The organism is Flavobacterium sp. ov086 (genome assembly GCF_900187965.1).
In the GTDB taxonomy this organism is placed as follows: domain Bacteria; phylum Bacteroidota; class Bacteroidia; order Flavobacteriales; family Flavobacteriaceae; genus Flavobacterium.
On sequence record NZ_FZNL01000029.1, the window covers coordinates 15609 to 40370 of the forward strand.

The following is a 24762-nucleotide window of genomic DNA, read 5'->3' on the forward strand; positions in this document are numbered from 1 at the left end:
TTTGTAGAAGACATTTAAACTAAATTTTATAAAATGAATTTAAAAAAAGTTGCCCTATTTCTTTTAATTGGAGTTTCTTATAGTACGTATGCCCAAAAAGATGGTTATTGGGACAAAGAACGCGCCACTACAAAAGAAATTATAGTTTCTGCCCGCGACCGAATCATCCTTAAAACAGAAGATTTACCCGTTGGAACCACTGAAATTGTGTACCGAATAACACTTCTGGACGAAAACCAACAAATGGCAAATAGTTTAGTTTCAGTATTAAAATCAATTCCGGACCCAACCGGAATCAGTCAGGGATCTGCCGGAGCAGTTTTTTTAATGTCTAAAATTTCTGGAGACGATACTTGCTCTTATGCCCTTTTTACTTCAAATGATAGTGCTAAAAAGTATGTCGATGACGGAAAAACAGATAAATCCTGTTATGCTCAGGAAGAACCATTAAGTAAAGATGCAAAACGATTATCACTTGATAAATCCTCCTGTTTAGGAGATCATATAAGTACAATTTGGTTTGGTTTTCATAGTAAAAACTGGCTTCTGAATCAGAAAATAGTACTGGAAGTTGTGCCTTGGGTTGATACAAAATTAAATCGTGGCTGGAATCAGGATAACAAAAACGAAATTATAAGTCTTTGTAAAACATCGACAATGGCTCAAAAAATGGCCAATTCTGATGATTTCTGTGTTTGTATTCTCGATAAAATCATGAAACAATACCGCTACACAGAATTTCAGAAATTATTGGCAATCGAAAAAAACAAAGTTTACAAAGACTTCGGAAACACCTGTTATAAAGATGCAGATATTTCTAAAAACGTTTTTAATGATTTGCGAGCTCAGATTGCATCTTTAATAAAAGCACAAAAATACAACGAAGCAATTCCGAAATTAAATACAATAATAAACGACGGAAAAGCAACTGCGGTAGATTACAGCTCGATTGGATATTGCTATATTTTGACGAAACAATACGCAAAAGCGATTAAGTTTCTTAAGGAAGGCGAAAAACTAGACGATACGGAGTTATTAGTAAAACTAAATTTAGCCCACGTTTATCTGGTTAGCGACGATTATAGCGAAGCAAAAGTTATCTATAAAAAATACCAGACTCAGAATGTTACAGATAGTTTGAGTTGGAAAGAAAAAACAAAACAAGATTTTACAGTTTTTCAAAAAGCAGGTTTACCATCAAAAGACTTCGAAAAAATTCTAAATCTTTATAATTAATTAAAAAAAAATACGCCACGAATTTCACTAATCATATTGGCGGAAATAAGATTTTGATCCAGTTTGTGTTATTTCAAATAAATCTAAATTTATTCGTAAAAATTAGTGAAATTCGTGGCAAAATATATTATTTTGAAAGCAACTTACCACAAATACATGCTCGAGTTTAAGCGTCCTTCGGGAACTTCCCGTGGCATTATGACCGAGAAAGAAACCTGGTTTATTATTCTTGAAGAGAACGGTAAAAAAGGAATAGGTGAGTGCGGTATACTTCGTGGTTTGAGTGCCGATGACCGTGATGATTATGAAAAAAAACTACAATGGGCTTGCCAGAATATTCATTTGGGAGAAACGGCACTTTGGGAAGCTTTACCAGAATTTCCGTCCATACAATTCGGGATTGAAACGGCTTTTTTATCCCTAAAAAGTGAAACTCCATATTTGTTATTTCCATCACATTTTGCAAATAATTCAAGATCGATAGTTATAAACGGTTTAGTATGGATGGGCGAAGCTTCCTTCATGAAAGAGCAAATCGAAGAAAAAATCGCCACAGGTTTTAGGTGTGTAAAACTTAAAATTGGAGCTATAGATTTCGAAAAAGAATTAGAATTATTGCACTTTATCAGAAGTCATTTTTCGGCTGAGGAAATAGAGATTCGGGTTGATGCTAATGGTGCTTTTGCTTTAAATGAAGCTTTAGATAAACTGGAGCAACTTAATAAATTCCAACTGCATAGTATCGAACAGCCTATAAAAAAAGGAAACATTCAAGCAATGTCCGATTTATGTAAAAACACTCCGTTTCCTATTGCGCTGGATGAAGAATTAATTGGAATATTTTCTTTAGAAGAAAAAGAAAAATTATTACTTCAAATCAAACCACAATACATTATCCTAAAACCAAGCTTCATTGGAGGATTTAGAGGAACAAAAGAATGGATTGATTTAGCTGATAAATACAATATTGGTTGGTGGATAACATCAGCATTAGAAAGCAATATCGGACTAAATGCAATTGCACAATGGACATTTTTACAAAATTCTAAAATGCCACAAGGTTTAGGAACCGGAGCACTTTATACCAATAATTTTGATTGTCCGCTTGAAGTTTCTCAAGGACAATTATGGTACAATATATCTAAAAAATGGGATTCCAGCTTTATTGACAAAGCATAAAAAAACTGGCCGTTAAGCCAGTTTTTCAGGTTATTATAATCGTGGTTTATTCTTTTCCGCCATCAAGAGAATCTTGCCAGTCTTTTAATTCCTGCCATTTTCCCTGATAAGCAAGCTGAGCCTGTTTTGCCCAGGTTCCGGGATTATGAATCGCAAAATTTTCACCACCCGCATCCAAAATTTCTTGTGATTTATGCGTTGGAGTTTCTGATAGCGCCAACCATGTTTTAATTCCGGCGTTATGATATAGTTCCTCAATTTTAGGTCCAATTCCTTCAACGACTTTCAGATCATTTTCTTTAACTTTTTTACCAAAAACGCTTGCTGCAAGTGCTCCATCAAAAACTATTGCAGGAGCAGCATTTGCTGCAAAAGATTGTATAGATGGTGCTATTTTTGCCTTAGCAGCCAAATCAGCTTCCAGTGAAGCAATTTTAGCATTTAAACTACGTGTATTTGCTTTACAAGCATCCAAATCTGCTTGTAGTGACAAGGCAAGAGAATCATCTCCTTTAGAATTCATTCTTCCCAGTAAGTAACCTAAAATTCCACAGATTAACCCTACTAATGCAGGTATTAAGATACAAGGTATATTCATAATAGTATATTTTTGATTAATTATTTGATTGTAATAACAGTTCTTCTGTTGTTTGCTTTGCCCTCAGCAGTAGTGTTTTCGCCAATTGGTTCATCCGGACCTTTTGATTCTGTTGTAATACGACTGCCTTCGATACCATTTTTAGACAAATAACTTTTAGAAAATTCAGCACGTTTTTGCCCAAGAACAATATTAGAGTCACGGTTTCCAACATTATCGCTATGTCCAACAGCCAGAATAACGGCATCTTTAACATGCTCCATATATTTCACCAAATCGGCTACTTTTTGTTTCTCAACAGCTGTCAATTTATAGCTGGACTTATTGGTACTGAAGTGTAAAATTAACGGATCACCATTAATTTTATCTTTCAAGATAACCCATTCATCCGTAACGGCTGGAGTTGCTTCTGCAGCAGCAAACGTATAATCGGCAGGCCCTAAAAGGGTATCTCCATCCATTTTCCATTTATCTTTAATCTCTCCCTTAGTATCAAACTGAGCATCAGGTAAACCTTTAGAAACAAAGAATTTTTTAATATCATTTGCCCTCGCCAGGCCTAGATTTTCAAAAGTCGTCGTATTTGTTTCATCAGAAGTAGCATAACCGGTGATGGTAACTTTTTGCTTAGGATTTGCAATCAAAAATGTTTTAAGATTTTCAATTCCAATTGATACAGAATCACTAACAGGCAGAACTACTGCAAAACTGTTTTTAAGGAACTTGATGTTATCATTACTTTGATAATCAATTCCGGAACCATTTAGAATAAAAGGGACAATAACAACGTCCTGGGCCACAACAACCGGTACTTTTTCAGTATCACCTGCTGGTGTTTTCATAGTACAATTGCAACACAAATTCACATACAAAAAAGTACCTAAAATGATTGTTATTGCAATGCCTAATAGATAAAGTGCTTTTTTAGACATAAGTGATGAAGTTAAGATTCTATCAAATTTAACAAAAAAATAAATACAGAATGAATTAATAATTAGTTATTTTAAAGTTACATACCTAATTATGAGATAATTAAACAGGTGTGTTATAAATAAGTCAGGATAGTCACAAATCACAATTTTATGACACGATTAAATTGAGTAACTTGCATTAAAAATTAATTTAAACACGAAATGGTCGAGATAGAAAGAAAGTTTCTTGTGAAATCTGATGATTTCAAAGAACAGGCTTTTACCCAAAATAGAATAGCTCAGGGCTACCTAAGTTCTGCACCCGAAAGAACTGTAAGAGTTAGAATTAAAGGCGAAAGAGGCTTTATAACTATAAAGGGAATAGGCCAACATGGTGGAATGACTCGTTTTGAATGGGAAAATGAAATTCCGATTGGTGAAGCTCAGGAATTGCTTAAATTATGTGAGAAAGGCAAAATTGAAAAGACACGTTTCGAAATAAAATCAGGAAAACACACCTTTGAAGTAGACGAATTTTATGGTGAAAACGAGGGCTTAGTAATGGCTGAGATCGAATTAGAATCTGAAACAGAATCTTTTGAAAAACCGGATTGGTTAGGAGAAGAGGTAACCAATGATGAAAGATATTACAACGCTTATTTGAGTAAAAATCCTTTTAAATACTGGGAGAAATATGAATTATGAGAGAATATGATTTAATCATTGTTGGAGGCGGACCAATTGGACTTGCTTGCGCAATTGAAGCTCAGAAGAAAAATTTACGTTATTTAATTCTCGAAAAAGGCGCCATTGTAAACAGTATTTTTAATTATCCTTTGTACATGACTTTTTTTTCTACAGCAGAAAGACTTGAGATAGGGGATATTCCGTTTAACTGTCTGGCTCCAAAGCCCGGACGTCAGGAAGCGTTGGAATATTACAGAAATATCCATCGCTATTTTAACTTTTCAATCCATTTATTTGAAAAAGTAACGCAAGTACATAAACTGGAAAACTCTTTATTTAAAGTAACAACAGACAAAGCTTTATATGCAGCTAAAAATGTTATTATTGCAACTGGTTTCTATGACATTCCGATAGAGATGAATCTAAAAGGAGAGGAGTTGCCTAAAGTTCGCCATTATTATAAAGAAGCACACGAATATGCTTTTAGAAATATTCTTGTGGTTGGCGCCAATAATTCATCTGTTGATGCTGCCTTAGAATGTTGGAGAAAAGGAGCTAATGTTACTATGGTGATCCGAAAAAACGAAATAAACAATCGTGTAAAATATTGGGTTAAACCCGATATCGAAAACCGAATTGCCGAAGGAAATATAAAAGCTTATTTCGAATCGAATATTACTGAAATTCGTGATAATGAAGTAGAAATTGAAACTCCAGACGGAAAAGTTATCATAGAAAATGATTTTGTTCTGGCTTTAACCGGATACAAACCAGATTTAACTTTTCTTGAAAAAATGGGAATTAAATTATCCGAAGATGCACTAAAAACGCCATCTTACAATCCTGAAACAATGGAAACAAACATTGAAGGATTATTTCTGGCAGGAGTTGTCTGTGGCGGAATGCAGACTCATAAATGGTTTATTGAAAATTCGCGTATTCATGCCAATATGATTGTTGACTATATTACTTCAAAATAGAACCTAATTTTTCTATCTGTATCAACTTCTTACTTTAAAAGATAAATGAAAAAGAGCTGATCAAAACCAGCTCTTTTCTTGTACTTAATTACTATTCTTTGCCACCGTCAAGAATATCTTGCCATTCTTTTAGTTCTTGCCATTTTCCAAGAAAAGCCAGTTCTGCTTGTCTTGCCCAGGTTCCCGGATTATGTAAAGAAAAACCTTCTCCAGCTGCATCCAGAATAGCTTGTAATTTTTCAGTAGAAGTTTCAGATAGTGTTAGCCACGTATTAATTCCGGCATAATTAAATAATTCTTCAATTTTTGGACCAATTCCTTCTACTATTTTTAAATCATTTATTTTAATTTTTTTTCCAAAAACGCTAGAAGCGAGCTCACTATTAAAAAGAACTATCGGAGTAACTTTTGAAGCAAATGAACTAACATTATTGGTTTCAGAAGTAGATCTTGCTTCTAAATTTGAAATTTTAGTATTTAATTTTACCCCATTAGATTTGCATAATTCTAAATCAGATTCTAAAGTTACTATTTTAGCTTTTAGTTTTTGAGTAATTGATAAGCATTTATTTAATTCAGATTCTAATTCTACAGATTTCGAGTCATTTCCATCTTTTGAATTCATTTTTCCAATTAAGTAACCCAAAATTCCACAGATTAACCCTACCAGCGCGGGGATTAAGATACAAGGTATATTCATGATGTTTATGTTTTATTATTTTATTGTAATTACAGTTCTTCTGTTTTTGGCCATTCCGGCTGCAGTATTATTGTCAGCAGCAGGAGCGTCAGGACCTTGTGATTGTGTTTCTATTCGAGAAGCTTCAATTCCGTTTTTTATCAGATAGTCTTTAGTAAAATCGGCTCTTTTTTGTGCCAAAACTGTATTGGCATCGCGATTTCCAACATTATCAGAATGACCAACAATTAATACCCTCGCATCAGGAACTTGTTTTGTATAGCTGATAATATCGTTTATTTTTTGATTTTCTAAGGTGCTTAATTTATTATTTGACTGATTGGTGTTAAAGTATAAGACAAGCGGGCTTTTGTTTATTTTGTCTCTTAAAAGATCTAAATCAGTTGAATTTGAAGCTGCAGAAGTACTAAATATAAATTTGACAGGTCCAGAAAGAGTATCTCCTAATATTTGCCAGGAATCGACAAGTTCACCTTTGGTATCAAATTGCGATTCTGCCAAACCTTTAGAAACAAAAAATGTTTTGACATCATTAGCACGTGCTAAACCTAAATTTTCAAATTTAGTTGCATTCTCTTCGTTACTCATTGCGTATCCGGTAATGGTGATTTTCTGGTTGGGATTTTCCAGTAAGACATCTTTTAGAGCTTCAACACCAATAGAAATAGAATCACTTATTGGTTCTAACAGCGCAGAGTTGTTCTGTAAGAAATTAAAGTTATCATTGCATTGATAGTTAATTCCTGAACCATCCAAGAAAAACGGAGTCTGATTTCGCTCCGGAGTTTTGACAATATTTGTTGTATTATCAGTAGTTTTTGTTGGCACGCAGCAACTACAGCAAAATTTCAGGTACAATATAGTTCCCAAAATAATCGTTACTACAATGCCTAATAAGTAAAATAATTTCTTAGACATAACATTGAGTTTAAAATTCTTACAAAAATAAGCATTAAACTTAAGAAAGAGATCTTAAAATAATTATTTTTCTTGTTAAAACTATTAAATAGAGAAGTTTAAGTTTAGAAAATACATTTAATTTTCTAAACTTAGACTTTTATTAAAATTTTATTCTGACTTTTTTAAGAAAAGTGATTTAAGAACTACAGGAAAGCATAGAACAACCTACTTTAGATCTTGCCCAATCTGGACGTTTTGCAAACCATTTTTCGTATTCAGGTTGTTCGTTATAAGGTTTTTGCAATAGCAAGTACAATTCATTTATCAAAGAGTAATCACCTTGATCAGCGGCGTCAATAGCCAATTGAGACATATAATTTCTTAAAACATATTTTGGATTGATTGCATTCATTTTTTCTAAACGCTCCTTATCCGAAAGTTTCTCTGTATTTAATCTTTGAATATAAAGAGTAAACCAATTATTCCAGGAATCTAATATCCCACCCGAAATTTGCTCTGGAATATAAAAAGAATACTGAATTTTTTCCATCGCTTTTTCAACAGAATCCGACTTCTGAACTGTGCTTAAATTTCTAAAAAAGATTGTCATATCCGTTTCCGATAATTGTAAAGCTGTTTCCAGATTCGCAATTAATTCATCATCAGTTTCACTAGAAGTAAACAATCCTAATTTGCTTAAAAACATAAGTTTATAATCAGAATTAAAATCTATTATAAACGATTCAAGTATGTCTTCCAGAGGTTTGGTATCGTTAATTAGAGGGTAAATTGCATTTGCCAGTTGATATAAATTCCACTGTGCAATTTGCGGCTGATTCCCAAAACGATATCTTCTGTATTGGCTGTCTGTTGTGTTTGGAGTCCAATTTGGATCGTAATTCTCTAACCATCCATAAGGACCATAATCTATCGTAATTCCGTGAACAGACATATTATCCGTATTCATCACACCATGTACAAAACCAACACGCTGCCAATGCAAAATCATTTCGCGGGTTTTATCAGCAACGGTTTTAAAGAACTGCAAATATTGTTCTTTTGGTTCTCCTTTAATTTCCGGAAAATAATGTTTGATATTATATTCAATAAATTGTTTCAGATTTTTAAGCTCATTTCGTGCTGTCAGCATTTCAAAACTTCCAAAACGAATGAACGATGGTGCCACACGACAAACAATCGCTCCTTTTTCATAAGCCGGATTTCCGTTGTACAAAATATCACGTAAAACTTCGTTACCAGACAACATTAAGGATAGTGATCGGGTAGTGGGAATTCCAAGATAATACATTGCTTCGGCACATAAATATTCTCTAACCGAAGATCTCAAAACCGCCAAACCATCGGCAGTTCTTGAATATGGAGTTTTTCCGGCACCTTTTAGCTGAAGTGTGAAAAACTGATTGTCATTTTCTACTTCTGCTAAATTAATAGCGCGTCCATCACCCAATTGTCCGGCCCAATTTCCAAATTGATGACCTGCATAACACATCGCATACGGACGAGTTTCTGGAAGAATTTCTTTCCCTGAAAAAACATTCAAAAACGATTCAGATTGAATTTCATCAGAAGTAATTCCAACTAATTCAGCAACTTCCTCTGAAGCATGAATTAATTGTGGATTTGATGGTTTTGTTGGATTCACATACGAAAAAAGCGCATTTGATACCTGACGAACTTCATTTACTTCGTTAGTATCTGCAGGTAATTCAGCTGTAAATCTGTTATTTATCTTTAAATTTTTCATTCTATTTTTTATTTCTTGTCACTTCCGATATTAAAGATTGGAAAGATTTCATTATTTGAAAAACTGCCACGAATTCACGAATTTATTTTAAAAAACTATGCGCAATCAATCGTGAATTCGTGGCTATTTTTTTAGATCGTTATAATAAAATCTGTAACAAACCTTTATTAATCTGCTAATTGCTTAGCGTACATTTTTTTTAGTTTTTGAATTTTCGGATCGATTACGATTTGACAATAACGAGCATCCTGATTGTTGTTGTAATAGTTTTGATGATCTTCTTCGGCTTCGTAGAATACTTCAAATTCAACTAATTGCGTTACAATTGGATCTTCATAAAAAGGTTTAACTTCTTCAAAAACCTGCTCTGCAATTACTTTTTGTTCTTCGTCATGATACAAAACAATAGAACGATATTGTGTTCCAACATCTGCACCTTGGCGGTTTAGAGTTGTAGGATCATGACTTGTCATGAATATGAAAATTAAATCATGATATGAAATTATGTCAGGATTAAAGGTTACTTGTATGACTTCTGCATGACCGGTCCTGCCAGTGCAAACTTCACGATACGGAGGATTTTTGATAAACCCGCCTGAATAACCTGATTTTAAAGATTCTACACCTTTTAAACGCTGAATTACAGCTTCTATACACCAAAAACATCCACCACCAAAAGTAGCTACTGATAAATTTCCCATAAATGTTATAGTTAAAGTTTTACATGCCCTATTAATCCGATAGAATATTATGACGATTTATTCAAAAAAAGACTATTTAATTAAAGATACTAAAAGGTTATCTAATGTTTTGAAGTTTACAATTGATAAATTCGCAATTCTATAAAAAAGCAATATATTTGCAATTAAACTCAGGCACACTAATGAATAGCAAAAATAATACCATCACTTTAGAAACCTATTTCCAGGATTTTAGACAACATATTGTAGGGGTTAATCAGGAATTTACCTCTCCTTACGGCAAAAAAAAGATTGTTTACACTGACTGGACTGCCAGCGGACGTTTATATAGACCGATTGAAGAGAAACTTCTGAATGAATTTGGCCCTTTTGTGGCTAATACTCATACAGAAACTACTGTGTCAGGTACTGCCATGACAAAAGCATATCACCACGCAAGAAACATTATTAAGCGCCATACCAATGCCAATAATGATGATGTTTTAATTACTGATGGTACAGGAATGACTGGTGTTATCAATAAATTTCAGCGTATTTTAGGTTTAAAAATCCCTGAAAACTTGAAGGATTGTACTATAGTTCCTGCTGAAAAACGCCCTGTTGTTTTTATTTCTCATATGGAGCATCATTCTAATCAAACTTCTTGGTTAGAGACTATTGCAGATGTTGAGATTATTCCGTCTTGTGAAAAAGGACTTTTTTGCTTAGATAATTTGGCTTTATTATTAGAAAAATATGCTGACAGAACGATAAAAATTGCTTCTATAACGTCATGTTCAAATGTTACGGGTTTAAAAACACCGTTTCATGAAGCTGCAAAATTAATGCACCAGTATAATGGAGTTTGCTTTGTAGATTTTGCTTGTTCAGGACCCTATGTAGAAATCGATATGCATCCTGCAGATCCAGAGGCTTACTTAGACGCTATTTTCTTTTCTCCTCATAAATTTTTAGGAGGCCCGGGAACTTCGGGAGTTTTGATTTTTAATAAAAAATTATACCATAATATGATTCCTGATTGTCCTGGCGGAGGAACGGTAAGCTGGACAAATCCTTGGGGAGAACATAAATATATTGATAATATCGAGGATCGCGAAGATGGCGGAACTCCAGGTTTCCTGCAAGTGATTAAAATCGCACTTGCAATTGAGCTTAAAGAAGAAATGGGAATTGAAAACATCTTACAGCGTGAACACGAAATTGTTGATTTTGTTTTTAACGAGTTAGATCCGGTTTCAAATATTAAAATTCTTGCCGGACAACATAAAAATCGTTTGGGGGTAATTTCTTTCTTTATTGAAGATCTACATTTTAATTTAGGTGTAAAATTACTGAATGATAAATTCGGAATTCAAACCAGAGGAGGATGCAGCTGTGCGGGAACTTATGGGCACTTTTTGTTACACGTAGATCAGGAAACTTCAAATAAGTTGGTTAATGAAATTACTATTGGTGATTTAATCAAAAAACCGGGATGGATTAGAATGTCAATTCACCCAACAACTACTGATAAAGAAATTGCTTTTGTTTGCGAAAGCATTAAAGATTTAGCCCAAAATCATAAATCATGGGCTTTGGACTATTCTTATAATAAAAACACAAACGAATTTATCCATAAAAATGCTAATTCATTTGAAGATGAATTGGTTGCTGGTTGGTTTAAGTCTTAAAAATAAACAACAAAATATAGTATTGAACCCGATTGATTTTTAAACCAGTCGGGTTTCTTATTTAATTAACCGCAAAGTCTGCTAAGTTTTTCGCAGAGAAAGCAAAGTTTGTTTTTTGTACTTTGTCTTCTTAAGGACGCAAAGCTATGTCTTGAAAGCAGATTTTTAAGCCGCGAAACCTTGAAATTAAAAATGCCAGGGCTATTTTTATAGTTTTTTTTATAACCTTTGTCAAAATTAGCAATACAGTAAAATGATAATCTTTAAGGATTTTGAATCGTTTAATGAATACGTTGGATTAAAAAAACCAATCGATAATGATATCGATATTGGTTATTATGATTCTCCAAATATGCGGTCACAATCTGAGCCTGTGAAGGCTGATTTTTATCGTATTTCAATTAAAATTGATTATACTGATAAAACATTACCTGTTCTAAAACCTATAACAGCGATATTTTTTAGCAGTCCTGACATGTTAAATGGATGGAATGTTGAACCTGATTATACCGGAATGTATGTGCAGCTTTCTAAAAAGATTATTGAAGAAAACAGATTTTTATTCAAAACGTATCTTGATTACGGTCAACATGAGGCTTTATATTTAACAGAAAGCGAGGTGCAGGAAATACAAACACTTTTTGGTTTGATGTACAAGTATTATAAAAACGAAAAACAAGATTTTGGAGTTTTACTTTCTTATATTAATGTATTGATTTCAGTAGTTGAAGCTTTTTATAATAGACAATTTTCTACAAACCCAAAACAGTATAATCGTATTGTAACCGATTTTCAGCAAGGCTTAAAAGATTATTACAATAAACCGGTTAAGCAACTTCCAAATGTTCAGTATTTTGCCGATCAGTTGGGTTTGACTCCAAACTATTTGGGGGATATTATTAAACATTTTACTAATAAGTCGGCTCTTGAGAATATTCATGAGTTTGTAATAAAAAGGGCAAAGGAATTATTAGAAAAAAATAACGCAATGAATAATACTCAAGTAGCTCATGAATTAGGCTTTGAGTATCCAAACTATTTTTCTAAGTTTTTCAAGAAACAAGTCAATCTAACTCCTAAAGAATATCGGGAGCAAATAAAAATCAATCATTAATACGATGTGTTAAGTAGCTTTTTTATCATCAGTAATTTGTTTCTTTTTTACTAGTAGTTTGTCTCTTCCTTCTCGATGATCCATTTTTACTTTTGCTGAGTAGAAAATAGAAATATTAAAAATGGAAAAACAAAAGAAAGTATTATTGATTAATACGCATTTAACTTACCCAAATTGGACGGAAGGAAAATTAAACAGCTCCTTTATTGAAATTGCAAAACAATTTTTTGAAGACAAGAATTACGAAGTTCTTGAAACTAAGATCGAAAATGGATACAATCCTGATGAAGAAGTTGAAAAACATTTAAGCGCTGATATTGTAATTCTGCAAACTCCCGTAAATTGGTTTGGCGCTCCGTGGATTTATAAAAAGTATACGGACGAAGTTTTTAACAGCGGATTACATAGTCAAAAATTCCTTTCGGGAGACGGGAGATCACTCGAAGATTTGACAAAACAATATGGAAGTGGTGGAAAATTACAGGGAAAAAAGTTCATGATCTCAGCAACTTGGAACGCTCCCGAAGAGGCTTTCGGAAATCCTTCTCAGCAGTTCATGCAAGGAAAAACGACATCAGATTTGTTTTTGAATATTTCGAGCAGCTATCGTTTTTGTGGTTTTGATGTTTCACCGGATTACAATTGCTTTGATATTTTTAAAGGTGGAACTATCAAAAGTTATCTTGAAAATTATCCGGAGCATTTAGCTGACGTTTTTAATTTGTAGACACATTAACCGAGAAGTTCTTCAAGTTTTACACAAAGTTCACAAAGTCTATTGTGGTTGAAATATAATTTTATTGGACAACGTAAAGTTTATCTGTGACTTATCTTTGTCAAAGTTTTAAACTTTGACAAAGATTTGACAATCTGAATCCTCAATGTGTATTCTACAAAGTAAACCCGACAGTTTTTTCATTTGTTATGAATTATAGATTTCTGGCTTAGCCCCGATAGAGCCGATATCCTTTGAGAGGAACGAACAAAGATATAGGTGAAAGCGGGACTTCTGGTCTTGAAAAACCGAAATGGTCTGCTCCTGATAACTTTACATAATCAGACGGACTCCGCCAAGATCTGAAACGCGATAAGAGAATTTATTTCCGGGAGAACCAATAAACATGAAGTTTTTTGGAATTTTCCATTTTTGAGAAAGTTCGTCTATAATGTCCGGACCAAAAACACCTTTTATTTCCAGGAACTCAATATCGATGTCATCGTAGGCACGATCTAAAACTTCGAGATCTCTTTTTAATTCTTCATTGTTTACTTTGCCGTTTATGACATGAACTATTTTTAGTTTTTTGGTAGTTTCATTATTTTCAACATATTGTAAGACTTTGTTTAGAATTGCAATATCATCGCCTTTAGTAAAAAAGACAAATTCCTGCGAGTTAATTTCGACGCTCATTTTCTGCAAATAGCGATTGCTCACAATAACGAATCTGCGGAGTGGCTGATAGAAATATTCCAGAGCTTCGATTAAAAGTTTTATCAGAATAACACGGTTGAGCATGATTCCGATGAAAAGTAGGGAAGGAACCATGTATTGCAAAAAGGTATAAAATGCGTTGATGTTCAATCTCATGTTTCCGATGAAAGCGGCAATAATGAAAGAAACAGCAATTACAACCGCAATACCACGTGCACGCTCGGGTCTTGGTAATTTACTTCGTTTGAATTTTAGTAGTAAATTTCCAATTCCAAATAATGCCATTACAGCCAGAAACGAAAAAGTATAAACTCCGGCTAATGATTCTAAATGCCCATTTGTAGCAAAAAGCACTGAAATACATAGAACCAGAAAACTTATTACGATGCGGTAATGTGATCCTCTTTTGTTTTGTTTTAGAAAATAATTTGGAAGAATCCGGTCTAATGTCATACGGTTTAGCAATCCGGAAACTCCAACAAATGAGGTTAATACAGCTCCGCATAAAACCAGAACGGCATCTATAGAAATTAACCACGCCAGCCACGACCCTCCAGTTGTTTCTCCTAAATGGGCTAAAAGTGATTCTTTGTTGGCTCCAACTTCTGTTAACGGAATTACGCTGATTAATAAAATAGCGATTACAGGATTAAAGAAACTTACAATTGCCCACATGTTTCGCAGCGTTTTTGGAAAAACTCCTTGTTGTTGTTCTTCAACAAAATTAGCTGAACTTTCAAAACCTGAAATCCCGAGCATGGCGGCTGAAAACCCCAGAAATAGTGCTGTTTTTATATTTCCATAAGCAATTGGTGTTTGCCAATTGATATGAAAAGTTTCTAAACCATTATTTAAAATAAACCATAACGAAGCTAAAACAAGTAAGGTTAAAGTGGCAATATGGGTCACAAAAATAATTACGGCCACAAATGCAGATTCACCTATGCCTAAAATTGCAAGTCCGGTAAATAGAATAAGAACGACAATTGTTGCAATAGTTACGTTTAAGCTTTCGAAAATTCCATTTAAATAATGCATTCCTTCAGAAGCTGAAATTACTGCAGTTGCCATATAGGATAAAACGGTTAATGTTGCTGCTAAGGAAGCTAATCGTTTGGTTGAAGTATTTAATAAAACATTGTAAGCCCCGCCGTTTAACGGAATTGCTCCAACAACTTCGCCATAAATTCGTCTGAAAAGAAATAAAACTACTGCAACAATTATTAAAGAAATCCAGGCATACTGTCCAGCATACAAAATAGTCAATGCCGAAACGTATAGGCAGGAAGAACTGATATCGTTTCCGCAAATTGCAGTTGCTTGTAATTGGTTTAGTTTTTTGTGTACAATTTCTTTCATAGATATTCAAGATTAAAACACGATTAACTCAACAAAATGTAGAAACAGACAAGCAAATTCTTTAAGAGGCAGATAGATTGTATAAGACTAAAATTATATTTTAGCTAATGTGCATATTTAGAATATCCAATTTAACAAAATTATTTGGATTCCTGAAACTTTTTGAGGGATGATAAGGCTTGTTGCTGAACTTTATTTTGAAAAAAACCTGTCCAGCCTAGTAAATATCCCATTGGACCAAAAGCCTGTTTTGACCATTTCCAAACATCAAAATTATCTGTATGTTTGACAATTAGACCGTCTTGAAACGAAAATTCAGCAGCGATTCTATTGATAACAGTTCTGTTGGTTTTACTAAAATTATAAGTAGCAACCCAATTTGCAGAACCAAAAAAATCATCAGCTTTAACATTTGAAAACTCAACTTTTAAGTTGCCTTTGCTTTTTAAGATCAACATTTCCCACATTTTAGAAACTTGTTTTTCTTTTAATAAACCAAAAGCGGGATCAATAAAATGAACTTTGGGATGATAACATTCACTCATTGTTTTAGCATCGGCATTTGCAAAAGCAGTGTAGAATTTTGTAATTAAAGCTTCGTTGGCATTCATAAGAAAAGTATTAGATTATAAATATAAGATTAATTTTATTAAATGACTCCGTTATAAAATACTAATTTCTTTTGCCGTGTCATATGATTTTTTTGACTTATCATATGCTGTAGAAAAATAATTCATTTTGTTCTTTGCCGTAAAATGCCCAGTTTGATTTCCAAACGTATCGGGTCCGCCTGAAATGATAAATCGAACGGCATATATATCGGTTTTTTTTAGCTTTGCAAACTCGGAAGGCGTAAAGTAATAATAGGCTGAAGTCTTACCATCAGAGGATTCCTTTACATTTTTATCTACGCAGGCAATCACATCTGCATTGGCTAAATCAATATAAACACCACCAGCAATTCTCGCTTTATCATCGGCAGTCTGAACAGTTAATTTTAAGATTCCGCCTTTATCTGTTTTTGCAATCTGAACACTCGTTTCACCTGTAAAGGCATATTTTTCGCAAATAAAAGTATAGGTTTGCGTTGCCGGAAAAGGTTTTGAGTCTTTTACACTCATTGTATTCTGAGCATTTACAAAAGTCGAAATTAGCAATACTACAAGCAGCGGTAATCTTAAATTCATAGTCTTAGTTTATTGATCTGTTATTTTTGAATCAAACTTTTCATCCCAATCCATAGATTTTATTGCCGAAATTAGATTGTCTTCGTTTACAAAAACACGCAACTCTTTGTTGGCCACTTTTTTGGTATATAAAGCGTGATAGCGATATATGACTTCTTGTTTGGTTTTGTAAACGCCATCTAATTTCAAATCAATAAAACTTCCGTAGTATTGTCTAAATCTCAAACAAGTTTTAGTCAATCGTTCTTCAGTCGTATTTTCTCTAACCGATTGGGTTACTTCAGTTTCATTAAAAGGTTTAAATTTTGATGTATTGCAAGTTTCCAAAACTCTTTTGCCTAATTCGTAGGCTTTTCTCTGTTGATTCGCATTAATTTCGGCGCTGGAAACTTTCTTTACTTTTAAATCTTCTGTATCTCTGGTAATGGTTTTAGATTTACATCCAATTAATAACAACAAACATATAATCAATCCTGCTTTCTTCATAACTATTTAAGTAATTTTTAATAATAAGTTAGGGTCGGGACAGTTTTCTATATAAAAGTTAAGGTCATTTGTATTGCAAACTCCGGGATAATCTCCCCAGTATTCTTCAATGTTTTGTATAATTTGAAAATGTACATGAGGTGCGTAATCTCCGTTAACATCTGAATTTCCTAAAGTAGCAATTCTTTCCCCTTTTTTAAATAATGTCCCAACGGTGAGGTTCTCTATACTTTCTAACGATAAATGTCCGTATAAAGTATAAAATTTTTCATTTTCAACTTCATGTTCCAGAATAATCGTTGGGCCATAATCACCCAAACCAATATTATTTTTAAAACTATGTACTTTTCCATCAAGCGGAGCTAACACAGCAGTATTTGCTTTTGTCCATAAATCCAGACCAATATGAATATTGCGTTCTGGAATAGAATCATTTTTAAAAATTGTACTTCTTTGATATAATGTCCGTCCTTCGATATAACCGCCATAAGCAACTTCGGCGTTATTTTTTTTGAGATAGTTTGAAATAAAATTCTCGAATTCAACAGCATTTTCAGGTTTAAATTCAACTAATTCCTGATTGGTAACAGATAAATCTAAAGGTATATACTTAGAAAAATCAATACTTGAATCAATTACTTTTGTAGGTGGTAAGGCTTTTAAAATAGAGGCAAGAGGTTTCATAAAATTTAGATTTAGGCGACTTTTTCAATAATTATTAATTCGTTATGAACTTCTATGCGGGGCAGCATTTTTGAAGTAAATAATTTTGGGTTTATCTCAGATATGTATTTTCTGTTTCGAACATTATGCGCTTCATCGAGAATCATTGTATTGAATAAAACAAAACCCTGATCTTTTAATAAAGAACAAACACGTTCGCTAAAAAATTTCTCAAACAAAAAATTTGGCATGTGTATGTCTTCAAAAATATCAATGATTATTAAATTGTACTTCTCTTTTGTTTTCAAAACAAATTCAAAAGCATCATCAATAATAACGTCCAACTGTTTTATTTGATTAAGGTTAAAATATTCATTTGCAATCTGAATCATTTCTGAATCAATCTCAACACCGGTAATCTTACCTTTATACTCAACTTCATCAACCAATGTTTTTATCACGCTTCCGCCGGCAACACCCAGTAATAGAACGTGATCCATTTCAAGAATTGCTTTATATCCAATATTTCTAAGTCCATATCTTAATATACGCTGCAAACTTCCGTACGAATAATTGGTGTTTTCAGAATCTAAAACTAACTCGCCATTCGCCCATGTAACTTCGATTATTTTGCTTCTGGCTGATTTTTTCTTGAATATTTTGATTGGAATTAGATAACTGAATAACTTTTGAATCATTTTATATGCTTTTACTCAAAATTACCACTTTAAATCTTTTATTTTGCACGAAAAATAAATTTTAATGAAAAAACAATTGTATAAATTCATCTTTTTTAAGCTAATGGGCTGGAAGATAATCGGAATTGAAAATGCCAAGGTGAAAAAATGTATATTGATGGTGATGCCGCATACAAGTAATCATGATTTTTATTTAGGAATTTTTACCCGTGGAATTTCCGGATTGGAAATGAACTGGGTAGGAAAGAAGGAATTATTTAAGTTTCCTTTTGGATATTACTTTAGAAGCGTAGGAGGTGAGCCATTAGATCGCTCCGGCGGATTAAATAAAGTAGATTCAATTGCCGCGATTTTTGATCGTAAAGAAGTTTTTAGACTGGCAGTTGCTCCAGAAGGAACGCGCAAAGAAGTAAAAGAAATAAGAACCGGTTTTTACTATATAGCATTAAAAGCAAACGTGCCAATTGTTCCCGTTGCATTTGATTGGGGCAAAAAAGAAGTTAATTTAGGAAAGCCGTTTCTCACAACAGGAAATTACGAAGCTGACATGCAAGTTTTAAAAAAGCATTATGATGGAGTTGTTGGTAAAATTCCTCAAAATGGATTTCAACTCTAAATTTTCAATATTATTTTGATTATGTGAGAATCGCTTAAATCAAAAATATTTTTAAAAATTTTCAAATACACGATTTTTATAATTTATGGGACATAGGACTTAAATGTCCCGTTTTTGTAAAAAATAACTATTTTCTCAATTTCGCTTTCCTCTGATCTCAAATTTTGATTTTTTATCTCTGGTGAATATCTTGTCTGAGTTTTTTCCTCTTCCTTATTATTTATTTGAGAAAATAAATTTCCTGCCATAACATTTTCATTTGATGAAGTAGGGGCATACGGGTTTTCAATTTCCTGAGTTTCATAATTTTTTACAGCACTATTTCCTTCTTCGTTTTTAGGAAAACTTCCTTTTCCGTTTAGAATCCAATGAATATCTATATCTGGAAAAACATCCAGAATTTTAAGAACAAAATCTAAGCTTGGTTTGTTTCTGCCCGAAAGTAGGTGAGACATACTGGAACGTTGCACCCCAATTCTATCTGCAAAAGAAGAAGCATTTAGAGCATAATAATCCAGTATAATCTCTAGTCTTTTTACAAAATCATCGATGTTTACCATTGTAAATTATTATAATTAATTCCTGTGTTTACAAATGTAACTAAAAAGAATCAGATAACCTATTTTACAGTTGTAAACTGAATTCAATAGCTCTTAAATCACTAACAATTACTTTAAGTAATAATACATAACGCATTGAAATACTAACTATTACTATCTGCTATTTAAAGTAATCACATTTGTTAACTCCATTAGAATCAGATTATCAATATTAACATAATTTCGTGTTTACATTTCTAAATTTCTACTATTTTAAACTGTTTACAATTGTAAAAATAAAGATGTTTACTTTTGTAAACTAATCAAAAGACAATGAATTTAGAAGAATTATTCAGCCAATACAAAGAACAATCTATAGAAGGTCGTTACTTAACTTTAGACCACATTCAACCTTTATTAGATAAGTTAAATACAAACAATCAAGTCAAAATTATTGGAACATCAGTTTTAGGCGAATCTATATATAGCTATGAAATTGGTACCGGAGAAACACGTATCTATCTTTGGTCACAGATGCATGGAAACGAAAGCACAACTACAAAAGCCTTATTTGATTTCATTAACGTATTAAACAGCGGATCTGAATTTGCAGAGAAAATGCTTAAAACATTTACGTTTTACAGTATTCCGATATTAAATCCTGACGGCGCAAGACTTTATACACGTGAAAATGCCAATAAAATTGACTTAAATCGCGATTCTCAAAACCTGACTCAACCAGAAAGCAAGGTTTTAAGAGAGGTTTTCGAATCTTTTAAACCACATTACTGTTTTAATCTTCATGATCAGCGAACTATTTTTGGAGCAGGCGATACTGGAAAACCAGCTACAGTTTCGTTTTTAGCACCTTCATATAACGAAGAAAGAGAGATTAACGACAACCGATTAAAAGCCATAAATGTGATCGCAGGAATCAATGATGTTCTGCAAAAATACATTCCGGGACAGGTTGGCCGTTTTGATGATTCATTCAATATCAATTGCATAGGAGATACTTTTCAGTTTTTGGGAGTGCCGACAATCTTGTTTGAAGGAGGTCATTTTCCGAATGACTATTGTAGAGAAATCACCCGAAAGCTCTTATTTTTCTCACTTATTACGAGTTTCAAACTGATTGACGAAAACGATTTAGTTGACAATAGAATTCATGATTATTTGAATATTTCACAAAATAAAGTCGTTTTTTATGATTTTATGTATAAAAATATCAAAATAAATTATGATGGTATCGAAATTATTACGAATTTTGTCGCACAATACAAAGAAGAATTGATTGAAAATAAGATTCATTTCAACGCTTACATAGTTGAAGTAGGTGAGTTGGAAAATTATTTCGGACATTATGAATACGATGCAAAAGGAGCGGTTTATTCAGATGACTTTACAAATTTTCCGAAAATGAATCAAAAAGCAGATTTTTGTTTAGATAAAAATGTTAAATTTGTTAACGGATTGATAAAAAGTTAATTTTTATGTGAATTTGTTGTTTTTTATATATATTTTTATACTTTGTAATAGCAATTAGTAATATTAATTAAAGAATTATGAGTAAATTTCGTTTAGATGAAGTAGATCACCAGATTTTAGATATGTTAATAGACAATACGAGAGTTCCGTTTACTGACATTGCAAAAAAACTATTGATTTCTGCTGGAACAGTACATGTTAGAGTAAAAAAAATGGAAGACGCCGGAATAATAATGGGCTCTTCATTGGCCTTAGATTACGATAAATTAGGGTACTCATTTATTGCTTATGTTGGTGTATTCCTTAATAATACGTCTCAAACTAAATTTGTACTAGAGCGCATCAATCAAATTCCTTTCGTTACAGTGGCATCTGTAACTACTGGTAAATTCAATATTTTTTGCAAAATTAGAGCAAAAGATACTAAGCACGCAAAAGAGGTTATCTTTATGATTGACGATATTGAAGGCGTTTACAGAACAGAAACAATGATTTCATTAGAAGAAAGTATAAACGATAAGAAGCGTTTGATGCATACTATTTTTAAAAATATGTAATATTTTCTTGAATGCTATATTAAAATATAACCTCAAGTTTATTCTTGGGGTTTTTTTATGACTAATTAACCAACCAACTACAACACAATTATGTACACGTTACCCAAAATTGAACGTTTTAATCAAGATGTTCTCTCTAAATATCACATTTATAATAGTGTTTTTATAACATTACCATTTGATTCTATAGATAATACCGGAGTTTTACTTCCTTTATTTACAGAAACTTGCGAAACGGGCTTTAAAAAACAAGAAACTCCAAAAGAAATCTTTGATTTCTTTTCAAATAAATACCTAAACAATGCTTCAGAGACTGAAAAAATCGACTTAATGTTTCGATTTATTCAGTATATAGAGCGCCAAATTGTACTTTTTGATGCAATCGAAGATGCTGCTTTTCCAGTTGTTAACAACATGGAAGGTCGTGGATCTTTGCGTGATATCAAAGAAAAATCAGATGCTAAGGAAAAAGACGAGGAATTAATGGAATTCCTTGAAAGTTTTAACGTTAGAACAGTTTTGACAGCGCATCCAACACAATTTTATCCTGGACCTGTTTTGGGTATTATCAATGATTTAACCGAAGCAATTCGTTTAAATGATTTACTAAAAATAAAACAATTATTAGCACAATTAGGAAAAACTCCTTTTATTCAAAACGAAAAGCCAAATCCTTATGATGAAGCGGTTTCTTTGATTTGGTATTTAGAGAATGTGTTTTATGCTACTTCGGGAGAAATTGTTCATTATTTGCAGAAAAACATAAATGAAGGAAAGTCAATTGAGAATCAATTAATCAAACTAGGATTCTGGCCTGGAGGAGATCGTGACGGAAACCCATTCGTTACAACTGAGATTACTTTAAAAGTGGCAGACCGTTTGCGCACTTCTATTTTAAAGTGTTATTATGTTGAAATGAGAAATCTTAAACGTAAGCTAACCTTCTCAGGAGTAGATACTTTGGTAGCAGAACTTGAACATAAACTTTATCGTTCTGTTTTTTATTCCAAAGGAGAGATTTACATCACTTTAGAAGAATTACTATCGCAATTAAACAAAATCAGAAATATTATTATCGAGAAACACCAGTCATTATATCTTGATGAACTGGAAGCTTTCTTAGTAAAAATTAATCTATTTGGATTCCATTTTGCTACTTTGGATATTCGTCAGAATAGTAAAATTCACGACGCTGTATTTAAAGATGTAGTGAATCATTATTTGAATTCCGGTTCAAATATATTCCCTGAGAATTATTTTGAATTGTCTGAATCTGAAAAAATAGCAGTTTTATCGAAAGTTAAAGGAGAATTAGATCCTAATGACTTTAATGACGAGATTACAAAATCTACTCTGGAATCTGTACAAGCTATAAAAGCAATTCAGAAAGCTAATGGTGAGTTTGGCGCTAATCGCTACATTATTAGCAATAATGAAAGTGCTTTGAATGTAATGGAAACTTTTGCAATGATTCGTTTGAATGATTGGGAAAATCCTACTGTTGACATTATTCCGCTTTTTGAATCAGTTGATGATTTACAAAATGCTCATGAAATCATGGAGCAATTGTACACCAATCCTGAATATTCGAAACATCTTGAAGCAAGAGGAAATAAACAAACTATTATGCTTGGTTTCTCTGATGGAACTAAAGATGGCGGTTACTTAATGGCAAACTGGAGTATTTATCAGGCTAAAGTTGCATTAACTGAAATTTCCAGAAAATACGGAATTAAAGCTATTTTCTTTGATGGACGTGGCGGGCCTCCGGCTCGTGGTGGTGGAAAAACACATAAATTCTACGCGTCGTTAGGACCAAAAATTGAAAATAACGAAATTCAGATTACAGTACAAGGGCAAACGATTAGTTCTAATTTTGGAACTCTTGATTCTTGCCGTTACAATATTGAGAATCTATTGAGTGCCGGTGTTACAAACCAAGTTTTCAGTAAAGCTCAAAATGAATTATCTGCTGAAGAAACTGCAATTTTAACGCAATTAGCAGGTTTGGGATATGATAAATATTTGAGTTTTAAAAACCATCCGAAATTTATCCCGTATTTAGAGAAGATGAGTACTTTGAAATACTATTCTAAAACAAATATTGGAAGCCGTCCATCAAAAAGAAGTAAATCTGAACAGTTGGATTTTGCAGATTTACGTGCAATTCCATTTGTAGGTTCATGGAGTCAGTTAAAACAAAATGTACCTGGTTTCTTTGGAGTTGGATCTGCTTTAAAATATTTTGAAGAAAGTGGTCAATGGGACAAAGTATATGATTTGTATCACAATTCTTTATTCTTCAAAACCTTGCTTGAAAACAGTATGATGTCATTGGCAAAATCATTTTTCCCACTTACAGCATACATGAAAAAAGACCCTGAGTTTGGAGAATTCTGGCAAATTATCTATGATGAATTCTTAGAAACAAAACGTCTTTTACTTAAAATTGCAGATCATAAAACCCTTATGGAAAATTATCCTGATGGTATAGCTTCTATTCAAATAAGAGAACGTATTGTACTACCACTCTTAACAATACAACAATATGCTTTGTTAAGAATTAATGAATTAAACAAAGAAAATAGTGCGAACGAAGATCTGATCAAAGTATATGAAAAAATTGTTACAAGATCACTTTTCGGAAATACTAATGCGAGTAGAAATTCAGCATAACAAAATTATAATATAAAAAGTTGTAAAAAATGAATGCAGATCAATTGACAGAAAATGAATATTCAGGCGGATTTACTAATTATATTAAAGAGGCCGGAAATGTAAATTTGTTTGAAGAGTTAGAAATCTCTTTGCATGATTTTATAAAATTTGTTCAAAATATTCCAATGGATAAATTTGATTATCGGTACGCAGAAGGAAAATGGACTATTAAAGATATCATCCAACACATAATGGATTGTGAGCGTATTTTTGCTTACCGCGCTTTGCGATTCTCCAGAAATGATAAAACGCCATTGCCTAGTTTTGAAGAAGACGATTACGCAAATAGCACAGATTCAGGAAGCAGAAGTATTCAGAGTTTACTGACTGAATTATCAGCATTGAGACATTCAAATCTATTGTTTTACAAAAGTTTATCTGAAGAACAACTTAAAAGAATTGGTACCGCATCTAACAATCAAATTTCTGTTCGTGCTTTGGGGTTTGTAATTATCGGACACCAAAAGCATCATCAAAAAGTTTTTGAAGAGAGGTATTTGTAGTTCTTTATTTAATATAAAAAAATCCTGTGAAGTTTCTTTCACAGGATTTTTTTTACAGATGATTTATAATTTCTA

The 24762-nt window shown here is 32.7% G+C and carries 25 protein-coding genes; 12 read left to right on the forward strand and 13 right to left on the reverse strand.

Annotation, left to right across the window (positions count from 1 at the left end):
* Positions 1–33: 33 nt before the first annotated feature.
* Both CHB81_RS23380 and CHB81_RS23385 read left to right on the forward strand, forming a co-directional pair.
* Complete coding sequence (locus CHB81_RS23380; protein ID WP_089354247.1) at positions 34–1236, forward strand: M48 family metallopeptidase; 1203 nt, start codon at positions 34–36, stop codon at positions 1234–1236.
* 132 nt (positions 1237–1368) lie between these two features.
* Complete coding sequence (locus CHB81_RS23385; protein WP_089354282.1) at positions 1369–2415, forward strand: o-succinylbenzoate synthase; 1047 nt, start codon at positions 1369–1371, stop codon at positions 2413–2415.
* 46 nt (positions 2416–2461) lie between these two features.
* Here the strand turns inward: CHB81_RS23385 and CHB81_RS23390 are convergent, their stop codons facing one another.
* Both CHB81_RS23390 and CHB81_RS23395 read right to left on the reverse strand, forming a co-directional pair.
* Complete coding sequence (locus tag CHB81_RS23390) at positions 2462–3013, reverse strand: hypothetical protein (RefSeq protein ID WP_089354248.1); 552 nt, start codon at positions 3011–3013, stop codon at positions 2462–2464.
* Between the two features lie 20 nt (positions 3014–3033).
* Positions 3034–3945: an OmpA family protein gene (locus tag CHB81_RS23395; protein ID WP_089354249.1), complete on the reverse strand. Its 912-nt coding sequence runs from the start codon at positions 3943–3945 to the stop codon at positions 3034–3036.
* Between the two features lie 201 nt (positions 3946–4146).
* On the opposite strand from CHB81_RS23395, the gene CHB81_RS23400 reads away from it, so the two are divergent.
* Together CHB81_RS23400 and CHB81_RS23405 are read left to right on the forward strand one after the other, a co-directional pair.
* On the forward strand, positions 4147–4629 hold the full coding sequence (locus tag CHB81_RS23400; protein ID WP_089354250.1) for a CYTH domain-containing protein: 483 nt from the start codon (positions 4147–4149) through the stop codon (positions 4627–4629).
* Positions 4626–5591 (forward strand): YpdA family putative bacillithiol disulfide reductase, encoded by a 966-nt coding sequence (locus CHB81_RS23405; RefSeq protein ID WP_217899738.1) that lies wholly within the window; start codon positions 4626–4628, stop codon positions 5589–5591. The genes CHB81_RS23400 and CHB81_RS23405 overlap by 4 nt, the downstream gene beginning before the upstream one ends.
* Before the next feature lie 91 nt (positions 5592–5682).
* Here CHB81_RS23405 and CHB81_RS23410 read toward each other — a convergent pair whose 3' ends face one another.
* From CHB81_RS23410 to msrA, 4 genes are all read right to left on the reverse strand, one after another.
* Positions 5683–6291 carry a hypothetical protein gene (locus CHB81_RS23410; protein ID WP_089354252.1) on the reverse strand — a complete coding sequence of 203 codons (609 nt, stop codon included), beginning with the start codon at positions 6289–6291 and terminating at the stop codon, positions 5683–5685.
* Between the two features lie 15 nt (positions 6292–6306).
* Positions 6307–7209: an OmpA family protein gene (locus CHB81_RS23415; protein WP_089354253.1), complete on the reverse strand. Its 903-nt coding sequence runs from the start codon at positions 7207–7209 to the stop codon at positions 6307–6309.
* Between the two features lie 178 nt (positions 7210–7387).
* Entirely contained in the window at positions 7388–8956 is a 1569-nt protein-coding gene (locus tag CHB81_RS23420) for a YdiU family protein (RefSeq protein ID WP_089354254.1), read from the reverse strand.
* 167 nt (positions 8957–9123) lie between these two features.
* Entirely contained in the window at positions 9124–9657 is a 534-nt protein-coding gene (msrA, locus tag CHB81_RS23425) for a peptide-methionine (S)-S-oxide reductase MsrA (RefSeq protein WP_089354255.1), read from the reverse strand.
* 182 nt (positions 9658–9839) lie between these two features.
* On the opposite strand from msrA, the gene CHB81_RS23430 reads away from it, so the two are divergent.
* The 3 genes from CHB81_RS23430 to CHB81_RS23440 all read left to right on the forward strand — a co-directional run bounded on the left by CHB81_RS23430 (position 9840) and on the right by CHB81_RS23440 (position 13168).
* Positions 9840–11327, forward strand: coding sequence for an aminotransferase class V-fold PLP-dependent enzyme (locus CHB81_RS23430; protein ID WP_089354256.1), 1488 nt, complete (start codon positions 9840–9842; stop codon positions 11325–11327).
* A 253-nt stretch (positions 11328–11580) separates the two neighbouring features.
* Complete coding sequence (locus tag CHB81_RS23435) at positions 11581–12441, forward strand: AraC family transcriptional regulator (RefSeq protein WP_089354257.1); 861 nt, start codon at positions 11581–11583, stop codon at positions 12439–12441.
* 121 nt (positions 12442–12562) lie between these two features.
* Entirely contained in the window at positions 12563–13168 is a 606-nt protein-coding gene (locus CHB81_RS23440) for an NAD(P)H-dependent oxidoreductase (protein WP_089354258.1), read from the forward strand.
* 321 nt (positions 13169–13489) lie between these two features.
* On the opposite strand, the gene CHB81_RS23445 is transcribed toward CHB81_RS23440, so the two are convergent.
* From CHB81_RS23445 to CHB81_RS23470, 6 genes are all read right to left on the reverse strand, one after another.
* Positions 13490–15232, reverse strand: a complete 1743-nt coding sequence (locus CHB81_RS23445) for an APC family permease (RefSeq protein WP_089354259.1) — start codon at positions 15230–15232, stop codon at positions 13490–13492.
* Positions 15233–15372: 140 nt separating this feature from the next.
* Positions 15373–15843 carry a nuclear transport factor 2 family protein gene (locus CHB81_RS23450; RefSeq protein ID WP_089354260.1) on the reverse strand — a complete coding sequence of 157 codons (471 nt, stop codon included), beginning with the start codon at positions 15841–15843 and terminating at the stop codon, positions 15373–15375.
* 51 nt (positions 15844–15894) lie between these two features.
* Complete coding sequence (locus CHB81_RS23455) at positions 15895–16419, reverse strand: hypothetical protein (RefSeq protein ID WP_089354261.1); 525 nt, start codon at positions 16417–16419, stop codon at positions 15895–15897.
* A gap of 9 nt (positions 16420–16428) precedes the next feature.
* Positions 16429–16905 (reverse strand): hypothetical protein, encoded by a 477-nt coding sequence (locus CHB81_RS23460; protein WP_089354262.1) that lies wholly within the window; start codon positions 16903–16905, stop codon positions 16429–16431.
* A 6-nt stretch (positions 16906–16911) separates the two neighbouring features.
* Complete coding sequence (locus tag CHB81_RS23465) at positions 16912–17589, reverse strand: peptidoglycan DD-metalloendopeptidase family protein (protein ID WP_089354263.1); 678 nt, start codon at positions 17587–17589, stop codon at positions 16912–16914.
* Positions 17590–17600: 11 nt separating this feature from the next.
* Positions 17601–18266 (reverse strand): spermidine synthase, encoded by a 666-nt coding sequence (locus CHB81_RS23470; protein WP_089354264.1) that lies wholly within the window; start codon positions 18264–18266, stop codon positions 17601–17603.
* Between the two features lie 64 nt (positions 18267–18330).
* Here CHB81_RS23470 and CHB81_RS23475 point away from each other — a divergent pair, with 64 nt between their 5' ends.
* Complete coding sequence (locus CHB81_RS23475; RefSeq protein ID WP_089354265.1) at positions 18331–18882, forward strand: 1-acyl-sn-glycerol-3-phosphate acyltransferase; 552 nt, start codon at positions 18331–18333, stop codon at positions 18880–18882.
* An 83-nt stretch (positions 18883–18965) separates the two neighbouring features.
* Here the strand turns inward: CHB81_RS23475 and CHB81_RS23480 are convergent, their stop codons facing one another.
* Complete coding sequence (locus tag CHB81_RS23480; protein WP_089354266.1) at positions 18966–19442, reverse strand: helix-turn-helix transcriptional regulator; 477 nt, start codon at positions 19440–19442, stop codon at positions 18966–18968.
* A gap of 312 nt (positions 19443–19754) precedes the next feature.
* Between CHB81_RS23480 and CHB81_RS23485 the strand changes: the two genes are divergently transcribed.
* The 4 genes from CHB81_RS23485 to CHB81_RS23500 all read left to right on the forward strand — a co-directional run bounded on the left by CHB81_RS23485 (position 19755) and on the right by CHB81_RS23500 (position 24687).
* Positions 19755–20909: a M14 metallopeptidase family protein gene (locus CHB81_RS23485; RefSeq protein WP_089354267.1), complete on the forward strand. Its 1155-nt coding sequence runs from the start codon at positions 19755–19757 to the stop codon at positions 20907–20909.
* 77 nt (positions 20910–20986) lie between these two features.
* Entirely contained in the window at positions 20987–21466 is a 480-nt protein-coding gene (locus CHB81_RS23490; RefSeq protein WP_007805990.1) for an Lrp/AsnC family transcriptional regulator, read from the forward strand.
* A gap of 90 nt (positions 21467–21556) precedes the next feature.
* Positions 21557–24142 (forward strand): phosphoenolpyruvate carboxylase, encoded by a 2586-nt coding sequence (locus tag CHB81_RS23495; protein WP_089354268.1) that lies wholly within the window; start codon positions 21557–21559, stop codon positions 24140–24142.
* 29 nt (positions 24143–24171) lie between these two features.
* Entirely contained in the window at positions 24172–24687 is a 516-nt protein-coding gene (locus tag CHB81_RS23500; RefSeq protein ID WP_089354269.1) for a DinB family protein, read from the forward strand.
* Positions 24688–24762 lie beyond the last annotated feature (75 nt).